The organism is Streptomyces sp. NPDC005899 (assembly GCF_040629645.1).
Classification (GTDB): Bacteria; Actinomycetota; Actinomycetes; order Streptomycetales; family Streptomycetaceae; genus Streptomyces.
On the sequence record NZ_JBEXWB010000260.1, the window covers coordinates 1 to 9,274 of the forward strand.

General features: G+C 68.4%; 9 protein-coding genes and 2 tRNA genes. 3 read left to right on the forward strand and 8 right to left on the reverse strand.

Annotated elements, in window-relative coordinates:
* Positions 1-56: 56 nt before the first annotated feature.
* The 5 genes from clpX to ABZ371_RS24040 form a co-directional block, all read right to left on the reverse strand.
* On the reverse strand, positions 57-1,352 hold the full coding sequence (clpX, locus tag ABZ371_RS24020) for an ATP-dependent Clp protease ATP-binding subunit ClpX (RefSeq protein ID WP_358683122.1): 1,296 nt from the start codon (positions 1,350-1,352) through the stop codon (positions 57-59).
* 157 nt (positions 1,353-1,509) lie between these two features.
* Positions 1,510-2,193 (reverse strand): ATP-dependent Clp protease proteolytic subunit, encoded by a 684-nt coding sequence (locus tag ABZ371_RS24025; RefSeq protein WP_069172792.1) that lies wholly within the window; start codon positions 2,191-2,193, stop codon positions 1,510-1,512.
* Between the two features lie 90 nt (positions 2,194-2,283).
* The gene (locus tag ABZ371_RS24030; RefSeq protein WP_358683134.1) at positions 2,284-2,889 is read right to left on the reverse strand and encodes an ATP-dependent Clp protease proteolytic subunit; all 606 of its coding nucleotides are present in this window, start codon (positions 2,887-2,889) and stop codon (positions 2,284-2,286) included.
* A 275-nt stretch (positions 2,890-3,164) separates the two neighbouring features.
* Complete coding sequence (tig, locus tag ABZ371_RS24035) at positions 3,165-4,562, reverse strand: trigger factor (protein WP_358683124.1); 1,398 nt, start codon at positions 4,560-4,562, stop codon at positions 3,165-3,167.
* Between the two features lie 164 nt (positions 4,563-4,726).
* Positions 4,727-4,803: transfer RNA gene (locus ABZ371_RS24040), tRNA-Pro, on the reverse strand.
* Positions 4,804-4,957: 154 nt separating this feature from the next.
* On the opposite strand from ABZ371_RS24040, the gene ABZ371_RS24045 reads away from it, so the two are divergent.
* Positions 4,958-5,031, forward strand: a tRNA-Gly gene (locus ABZ371_RS24045).
* Positions 5,032-5,136: 105 nt separating this feature from the next.
* On the opposite strand, the gene ABZ371_RS24050 is transcribed toward ABZ371_RS24045, so the two are convergent.
* Positions 5,137-5,331, reverse strand: coding sequence for a hypothetical protein (locus ABZ371_RS24050; protein ID WP_145801539.1), 195 nt, complete (start codon positions 5,329-5,331; stop codon positions 5,137-5,139).
* 565 nt (positions 5,332-5,896) lie between these two features.
* On the opposite strand from ABZ371_RS24050, the gene ABZ371_RS24055 reads away from it, so the two are divergent.
* Positions 5,897-7,045, forward strand: coding sequence for an acyltransferase family protein (locus ABZ371_RS24055; RefSeq protein WP_358683126.1), 1,149 nt, complete (start codon positions 5,897-5,899; stop codon positions 7,043-7,045).
* Between the two features lie 70 nt (positions 7,046-7,115).
* On the opposite strand, the gene ABZ371_RS24060 is transcribed toward ABZ371_RS24055, so the two are convergent.
* Positions 7,116-7,616, reverse strand: a complete 501-nt coding sequence (locus ABZ371_RS24060) for an HD domain-containing protein (RefSeq protein ID WP_358683128.1) — start codon at positions 7,614-7,616, stop codon at positions 7,116-7,118.
* A 147-nt stretch (positions 7,617-7,763) separates the two neighbouring features.
* Between ABZ371_RS24060 and ABZ371_RS24065 the strand changes: the two genes are divergently transcribed.
* A complete protein-coding gene (locus ABZ371_RS24065; RefSeq protein WP_358683130.1) occupies positions 7,764-8,942 on the forward strand; it encodes a cation:proton antiporter in 1,179 nt (392 codons plus the stop codon).
* 113 nt (positions 8,943-9,055) lie between these two features.
* On the opposite strand, the gene ABZ371_RS24070 is transcribed toward ABZ371_RS24065, so the two are convergent.
* A partial coding sequence (locus ABZ371_RS24070; protein WP_358683132.1) for a SpoIIE family protein phosphatase occupies positions 9,056-9,274 on the reverse strand: 219 nt, incomplete at its 5' end.

Here is a 9,274-nt window from a genome sequence, read left to right on the forward strand (position 1 = left end):
GGGGCGCCCGGCCGGCGGCCGGGCGCCCCTTCGGCGCGTACGCGGTGTGGCCGCGGCTACGCGGACTTCTCGTGGCGGCCGCCGTCGTTCTTGCCGATCGTGCGCGGCTCGCGCGGGACCAGCGTCGGGTTGACGTTGTTGCGGACGACGTCCGGGGTGATGACGACGCGGGCCACGTCCTTGCGGGACGGCACCTCGTACATCACGGACTGGAGGACCTCCTCCATGATGGCCCGCAGACCACGGGCGCCGGTCTGCCGCAGGATCGCCTGGTCGGCGATGGCCTCCAGCGCCTCCCGCTCGAAGTCGAGCTCCACCCCGTCGAGTTCGAACAGCTTCTGGTACTGCTTCACCAGGGCGTTGCGCGGCTCGATCAGGATCTGCAGCAGCGCCTCGCGGTCCAGGTTGTGCACCGAGGTCAGCACGGGGAGGCGGCCGATGAACTCGGGGATCATCCCGAACTTCACCAGGTCCTCCGGCATGACCTCCTGGAACTGGTCGCTCGCCTGGATCTCCAGCTTGGAACGGATCGTCGCGCCGAAACCGATGCCCTTGGCGCCGGCCCGCGACTCGATGATCTTCTCCAGACCCGAGAACGCGCCGCCCACGATGAACAGCACGTTCGTCGTGTCGATCTGGATGAACTCCTGGTGCGGGTGCTTGCGCCCGCCCTGCGGCGGCACGGAGGCCGTGGTGCCCTCCAGGATCTTCAGCAGGGCCTGCTGGACGCCCTCGCCCGAGACATCGCGGGTGATCGACGGGTTCTCGCTCTTGCGGGCGACCTTGTCGATCTCGTCGATGTAGATGATCCCGGTCTCGGCCTTCTTGACGTCGTAGTCCGCGGCCTGGATCAGCTTCAGCAGGATGTTCTCGACGTCCTCGCCGACGTAACCGGCCTCCGTCAGCGCCGTCGCGTCGGCGATGGCGAACGGGACGTTGAGCATGCGGGCCAGCGTCTGCGCGAGCAGCGTCTTGCCCGAGCCCGTGGGGCCCAGCAGCAGGATGTTCGACTTGGCGAGCTCGATCGCGTCGTCGCGATTGCCGCCGCCGTTCTCCCCGGCCTGGACCCGCTTGTAATGGTTGTACACAGCGACCGAGAGGGCCTTCTTCGCGGGCTCCTGCCCGACGACGTACCCCTCGAGGAACTCGTAGATCTCACGCGGTTTGGGAAGTTCCTCCCACCGCACCTCGGAGGTCTCGGCGAGCTCCTCCTCGATGATCTCGTTGCAGAGATCGATGCACTCGTCGCAGATGTACACACCGGGTCCCGCGATGAGCTTCTTCACCTGCTTCTGGCTCTTTCCGCAGAACGAGCACTTGAGCAGGTCGCCGCCATCACCGATGCGTGCCACGAGGTGCTTCCCCTTCGCCTGGGAGCAGCCTGGTTCAGCGGCTCCTGGTGCCTCTATCCGACGGTACCTTGCCTGACCCCCCGTTCGGGCCCCCCTTGGCACGGTTCACACGGCCGGGGCCGCGAAAAACGGAATGTGCCAAGGGGAAAGACCGACGTCAGACGGACGCGCCGGCTGTGGTCTTGCGGGTGGAGACGATCTGGTCCACCAGACCGTACTCGAGAGCGTCCTCCGCGGTAAGGATCTTGTCGCGCTCGATGTCCTCGCTGATCTTCTCCAGCGAGGTGGTGGAGTGCTTGGCCAGCATCTCCTCGAGCTGGGTGCGCATCCGCAGGATCTCGTTGGCCGCGATCTCCAGGTCGGAGAGCTGCTCACGGCCGGTCTGCGAGGACGGCTGGTGGATGAGCACCCGGGCGTGCGGGAGCGCCATGCGCTTGCCCGGCGTGCCCGCGGCCAGCAGGACGGCGGCGGCGGAGGCCGCCTGGCCCATGCAGACCGTCTGGATGTCCGGCTTCACGAACTGCATCGTGTCGTAGATCGCGGTGAGCGCGGTGAACGAGCCGCCGGGACTGTTGATGTAGATCGAGATGTCGCGGTCCGGGTCCATCGACTCCAGGCACAGCAGCTGCGCCATGACGTCGTTGGCCGAGGCGTCGTCGATCTGGACGCCGAGGAAGATCACGCGCTCCTCGAAGAGCTTCGCGTACGGGTCGTACTCGCGCACACCCTGCGAGGTGCGCTCGACGAAGCGCGGGACGACGTAGCGGTTGTCCACCTGCGGGCCGGTGTAGAGGCCGCTCGCGGAGGCGCCGGGGAAGTTGTTCATGTGGGTGTTCACCATCCTGGTGGCGTTCAAGTGGGCTGGGGGGCTGCTCGGCGTACGAATGGCGTACGAGAGGTCTGCGGGAGCGCGAGGTCCGGTGGGGCCGGATCAGGCGCCGGTGCCGCCGCCGCCCGGGATGCCCGACGCGAACGTGATGATCTCGTCGATGAGGCCGTAGTCCTTGGCCTCCGCCGCGGTGTACCAGCGGTCGCGGTCGCCGTCACGGATGATCGTTTCCACGGTCTGGCCGGAGTGGTGCGCGGTGATCTCCGCCATCCGCCTCTTCGTGCGGAGCAGGTACTCGGCCTGGATCTTGATGTCCGAGGCGGTACCGCCGATGCCGGCCGAGCCCTGGTGCATGAGGATGTCGGTGTTCGGGAGCGCGAAGCGCTTGCCCGCGGTGCCGCCGGTGAGCAGGAACTGGCCCATGGAGGCCGCCATGCCCATGCCGATGGTGACCACGTCGTTCGGGATGTACTGCATGGTGTCGTAGACCGCCATGCCGGCCGTCACCGAGCCGCCGGGGCTGTTGATGTAGAGGTAGATGTCCTTGTCCGGGTCGGCGGCAAGGAGCAGGAGCTGTGCGGTGATCTTGTTGGCGATGTCATCGTCGACCTGCTGACCGAGGAAGATGATGCGCTCGCCGAGCAGTCGGCTGTAGACCTGGTCACCGAGGCCTCCACCGAGGGACGGCTCTCCGGCGGCGTAGGGCATCAGATTCGTCACGTATCCACCTGCTCGTCTCTGACGGCTCCGGCCGTCTCAGCGTCTTCGTACCGGGTGGGCCGGGACTACCCGACCCTTCCTCTTCATGGACCCTAACGCGCAGGTGGGACAACGCCATCCCGGTTCCCCAACTGTTCGCTGGGAGCGCAAGGTCAGCAGTCCGCACAAGGGTTCCCGGGCGCCCGGGCCCGATACGGCGACGGGCCCCGGACATCACTGTCCGGGGCCCGTCGTGCGGATCAGATCAACGGTCGGATCGAGGCTCAGGCCTCGTTCTTCCCGTCCTTCTCCTCGCCGGCTGCCTCGGTGGTGTCCTCGGCGGCCTCGACCGTCTCGGCGGCCTCGTCCTCGTCGTCCTCGAGGTCGACGATCTCACCGTTGGTGTCGACGACCTTGGCGGCCTCGACGACGACGGCGAGCGCCTTGCCGCGGGCGACCTCGCCGACGAGCATCGGCACCTGGCCGCCTTCGACGACGGCCTGGGCGAACTGGTCGGGGCTCATGCCGGAGGAAGCGGCACGCCGCATGAGGTGCTCGGTGAGCTCCTCCTGGTTGACGTTCAGCTTCTCCTTGTTGACGAGCTCGTCAAGGATGAACTGGGTCTTGATGCCCTTGACGGCCTGCTCGGAGGTCTCGTTCTCGAACTCCTCCAGGGTCTTGCCCTGGATCTCGAGGTACTTCTCGAGGTCGAGACCCATCTGGCCGAGCTGGTGGTGCTCGAGGTTGTGCTTGCGGGTCTGGACCTCGTCCGCGAGGAGCTTCTCGGGGATCGGGACCTCGGCCAGCTTCAGCAGCTCGTCCAGGACGCGCTCCTGGGCCTGGGTGGCCTGGTCGTACTGCTTGGTGTTCTCGAGGCGCTTGCGGCTGTCCTCGCGGAGCTCGGCCAGCGTGTCGAACTCGCTCGCCATCTGCGCGAAGTCGTCGTCCAGCTCGGGCAGTTCGCGGGAGGCGACGGCGGTGACCTTGACGGTGACCTCGGCCGCCTTGCCCTCGGCGGAGCCGCCCTTCAGCTCGGAGGTGAAGGTGGCCTCGCCACCGGCCTCCAGGCCGGTCACGGCCTCGTCGATGCCGTCGAGGAGCTCGCCGGAACCGATGGTGTACGAGACACCGGCGGCCACGCCGTCCTCCAGGACCTCTCCGTCGACCTTGGCCTCCAGGTCGATCGTCACGACGTCGCCCTCGGCGGCGGCGCGCTCGACCGGGTTCGTGGAGGCGAAGCGCTCGCGCAGCTGCTCCACGGCCTTGTCGACGTCCTCTTCGGTGACCTCGAGTGCGTCCACGGTGACCTCGATGCCGGAGTAGTCCGGAATCTCGATCTCGGGACGGACGTCCACCTCGGCGGTGAAGGCCAGCAGCTCGCCGTCCTTGAGTTCGGTGATGTCGACCTCGGGCTGGCCCAGGACGTTGAGCTCACCCTCGTTGACAGCTTCGGTGTAGAACTTCGGGAGGGCGTCGTTGACGGCCTCCTCCAGCACAGCACCACGGCCGAACCGCTGGTCGATGACCCGGTTGGGGATCTTGCCCTTACGGAAGCCCTTCACCGTGACCTGCTGGTTGATCTTCTTGTACGCCGCGTCGAGGCTGTCCTTGAGCTCCTCGAAGGGCACCTCGATGCTGAGCCGAACCCGGGTCGGGTTCAGGGTCTCCACGGCGCTCTTCACGGTTCGGTCTCCTTGGTGGCTGACTTCTTGGGGTTCTGCTGGGCCGCCGAGAGGCGGCTTCGCGGATCGAGCCCGGTACATCAGACACACGGGCACGCAATTTGCATAGTAACGGCAAGCGGGATGACTCCCACAACGCGATCTTGCCTGTGCGATCTTGCTGGTGGTCGGGGTGGCCGGATTCGAACCGACGACCTTCCGCTCCCAAAGCGGACGCGCTACCAAGCTGCGCCACACCCCGTCGGTGCGACACGTAGGGTACATGCCCGCAAGCGGTGCGTCGGCCTTTTCCCGCCGCGGCCACCGGCCACGCCGGATACGGGTGTGCGCGGACCTTCCCCGACCCGCTACGATGCTTCCCGTGCCGCGGTCCACGGACCTGCGGTGCGATGCGTGCGGGCGTAGCTCAATGGTAGAGCCCTAGTCTTCCAAACTAGCTACGCGGGTTCGATTCCCGTCGCCCGCTCCACGGACAGGAGCCCGGTCCGGCAGCCAGCTGCCGGACCGGGCTCCTGTCGTACGCCCGGGCGGGCCGGTCCGCCCGGGGCCGGGACGGGCCCGCCCGCGTGGCCGGTCAGAAGCTGATCTGGTTGATCGTGTCGGCTATCGAGTTCATGAATCTGTTGATCGACGGCGCCATCCCCGTGGACGCGAGGAAGAAGCCGAAGAGCACGGCGACGACCGCCGGTCCGCCCTTGAGGGATCCGCCGCGGATGAGCACCACCAGGACGATCCCCAGCAGAAGCACCACAGACAGTGAAATGGCCACGACTGATCACACCCTTGGTCGGTCCGCCTTGCCGGCCCGGCGGTGTGCGGCCGAGCACACCCCCGTCGCGACCATCGTGCCACCAACTCCTCTGGTGGTGTGGCCGGGTGACGAACCCGACTGGCCGGATCTCGCCAACTCGCACGCCCGCGCGCGCCGGTGTGTGGCGGTCGTGTGCGGGAGCGCGTCGCTGACGCGGGTGTGCGCCGGCCGTCCACCGGGCCCCGCGGCCGGGGACCGGGGCCGCACGGTGAGGCATACGGGAAGTCACGGCGCCGGCCCGCACGGGGAGCGCGCCGAAAACTGTGAGTCCGCTGTGGGACGGCCATTCACCTATTCACCGGTGTGACCGTTTCCATATCGGCACACTTCATTCACAGCATTTCGCCGTGCGGCGGTGCGGCGCAATTCACGGCCCCAACCCGGCGCCGGTATGCCCCCTTTGGGGTGTTCATAACACCCTAAAGCGGGCGGTTGTCGGTGGTTTCGTTTTCCGTACTACGGGAAGACGCGATTTCTCCGACGCGTTTTACGCACACCGATCGACGGGTCTAAGGTGCCTTAGATGTTCAGAGCTCCGAGCGAGATTCACAGGGCGCCGATCCCCCCGGAGACCCGGGATCCGGAGCGCGGCCCCCGACCGCGGACGGCGACGGCCGCCGGGCCGGCCCCCCTCCGCGCTCCCTCGGCCGCGGCGCCGGCAAAACGGCGTGACGCGTGGTTCGACAACGTGAAGTACCTCGCGATCGTCCTGGTGGCCGTGGCTCATTCCTGGGAGCCGGTGATGGACGGCAGCCGCGCCGCGCGGGCGCTGTACATGGTCGTCTACTCGTTCCACATGCCCGCGTTCATCCTGGTGTCCGGGTATTTCTCACGCTCGTTCGACATGAGTCCGGCCAAGGTCAAGCGGCTCGTGACATCGGTGGCCGTGCCCTACATCCTGTTCGAGACGGCCTACTCGCTCTTCAGGCGCTACGTGGGCGGTTACGACGACACGCCCATCAGCCTGCTCGACCCGATGTTCCTCACCTGGTTCCTGGCCGCCCTGTTCATCTGGCGCGTCACCACTCCGCTGTGGCGTTCGCTGCGCCACCCGCTGCCGGTCGCGCTCGCCGTCGCCCTGCTCGCCATGGTGACGCCGGGCATAGGCGAGGACCTCGACCTGCAGCGCGTCCTGCAGTTCCTGCCGTTCTTCGTCCTCGGACTCACCCTCAAGCCCGAGCACTTCGAGCTGATCAGGCGCCGCGAGGTGCGGTTGCTGTCCGTCCCGCTGTTCGCGGGTGCCGTGCTCTTCGCCTACTGGCTCGCACCGCGCATGCAACTGGGCTGGTTCTACCACAGCAGCAGCGCTCAGGAGTTGGGAGCGCCCTGGTGGTCGGGGCTCGTGCTGTACCTGGCGATGTTCGTGTGCGCCCTGGCGCTCACCGTCGGGTTCCTGGCCCTCACCCCTCGCCGGCACTTCTGGTTCACCGCGCTGGGCGCCGGGACGATCTGCGGCTACCTCCTGCACGGCTTCCTCGTGAAGGGCGTGGAATACGTCGGGCTGGCCGACCGGTTCGAGTGGCTCTCCGGGCCCGCCGGACTGGTCCTCGTCTCCCTCGTCGCCGCCGGTGCCGTGACCGCGCTGTGCACCCCGCCGGTGCGGCGCGCGTTCCGCTTCGCCACCGAGCCGGACATGGACTGGGCGTTCCGCCGGGAGCCGGCGAAGCGCTGAGCCCGTACGGGCGTCCGGTCCTCCTCCGTACGGGGGTCCGGTGCTCCGACGGGTCCCCGCCGCTCCGCCCTCAGGGCGTGGCGGGTCCGCCCCCTTCCCCCCGGCCGGCGGGCAGTCCCCCTCCGGCCGGTGCCAGCAGCCCGCGCATCAGGGCGTACTTCTCCGCCAGCCGGGCTCGCGTAGCGGGATCCAGGACCGCGAGGCGCTCAGGGTCCGCGTTGTGCGCCAGGTCCGATTCCTTGATCAGCAGGGCCCCCGGGGTGGCCAGGACGCGCCCCGCGTAGGCGGCCGGGTCCTCGCCGTCCCGCTTGGTGACGGCGAGGACCATCTCCTTGACCCGCTCCGGCAGGGCGGCTCCGTCCAGCCACTGCCGGGAGAGCGCGGCGTCCTCCACCGCGTCGTGCAGCCAGGCGGCCGCGATCTGCTCATCGGTGCCGCCCCGGGCTCGTACCCCCTCGGCGACCGCGGCCAGGTGCTCGGTGTAGGGGCGCCCGGCTTTGTCGGTCCGGTCGCTGTGGGCCTCGCGGGCGATCGCCTCGACCTCGGCCAGGGTCAGGTACGGAGTGGGCATGAGCGGACTGTACGCCGTGGGAACCGGCGCGGATCCGCAGGTCACAGTTGCAGCTTCAATCGTTCGGTAAACTAATTACTGACGATTCCTTGACGCTCTCTTGACCTAAGGATCAGGCTCATCGGACACGCAGACACGCTCATCGCCATGGGCGGCGCCTTCCTGGCGGCCGCCGTACTCGCCCGCGTCGGCGGCCGCATCGGGCTGCCGACCATTCCCCTGTTCATCCTGGCCGGCATCCTGCTCGGTCCCCACACCCCCGGGATCGTCCTCGTCGACGACCCCCACGAGCTGGAGATGCTCTCCGCTCTCGGTCTCGTCCTGCTGCTTTTCTACCTGGGGCTGGAGTTCCACCTCGACGACCTGAAGGCGGGCGGCCGCAGGATGGTGCTCGCCGGCACCGTCTACCTGGTCCTCAACGTCGGCGCCGGGCTCGGCTTCGGATTCGTCCTGGGGTGGGGCAACGCCGAGGCGCTGGTCCTGGCCGGGGTCATCGGGATCTCCTCCTCGGCCATCGTCACGAAGATCCTTGTCGACCTGAAACGGCTGAACAGCCCGGAGACCAAGCCGATCCTCGGGATCATCGTCGTCGACGACGTCTTCCTCGCCCTCTACCTGGCCGCACTCCAACCCGTCCTGTCCCACTCCGACGGCCTGGGCGCGGCCCTGCGGGACGGTGGCAAGGCGTTCGGCTTCCTGGTGCTGCTGGCGCTCGTGGCCCGTTTCGGCACCAAGGTCATCAGCAGGTTGATCAGCACGCGGGACGACGAGCTGCTGGTCGTCTCCTTCCTGGGGGCGGCGGTCCTCGTGGCCGGCGTCTCCGACTGGTTCGGGGTCGCGGACGCCATCGGCGCCTTCATGGTGGGCCTCATGCTGGGGAGCACGACATCGGCCGCCCGCATCATGAAGCTGGTACATCCGCTGCGGGACGCCTTCGGGGCCATCTTCTTCTTCGCGTTCGGGCTCTCCATCGACCCGGGCGACCTGCCCGGTGTCCTGGGGCCGGTACTGGCGGCGGTCGCGCTGACCGTGGCGATGAACGTGCTGTCCGGCGTGTTCTCCGCACGGGTCTACGGATTCGGCCCGGTCGCGGCGTCGAACATCTCCACGACGCTGATGGCCCGCGGTGAGTTCGCGCTCATCCTCGCCACCATGGCGGCCGGCGCGGGCCTGGACGAACGACTCCCCCCGTTCATCGCCGGGTACGTGCTCGTCCTGGCGGTCCTCGCACCGCTGGCCGCCGGGCGCCCGCACCGGCTCGCCCGGCTCCTGCCCGGCGGGCGAGAGGCGGCCGCGGGACGGGAGAAGACGCCGACCGCGGTATGAGGGGCCCCACCCGGGTGGGGGAAGGTCCCCGTGTCCGGGTGGGAATCCACGCGTTCGAGTGACACCGAGACGTCTCGCTGACGTCCGCGCCGCTCGGCCCGATTTCGTACGGTTCAGGCGCGGCGTGACAGGAGGAGCAGCGCGCGGTCGTCGTTGACGTCCTTGGCGCAGGCCTCGATCAGGTGCCAGGCCGCCCCCTCGAAGCCGCTCGTGACGTAGCGGTCGGCTTCGCCCGTCAACCGGTCGATGCCTTCGGCCATGTCCCGGTCGGAGGCTTCCACCAGGCCGTCGGTGAACAGCATCAGCACGTCGCCGGGGGCCAGCGAGCCCTT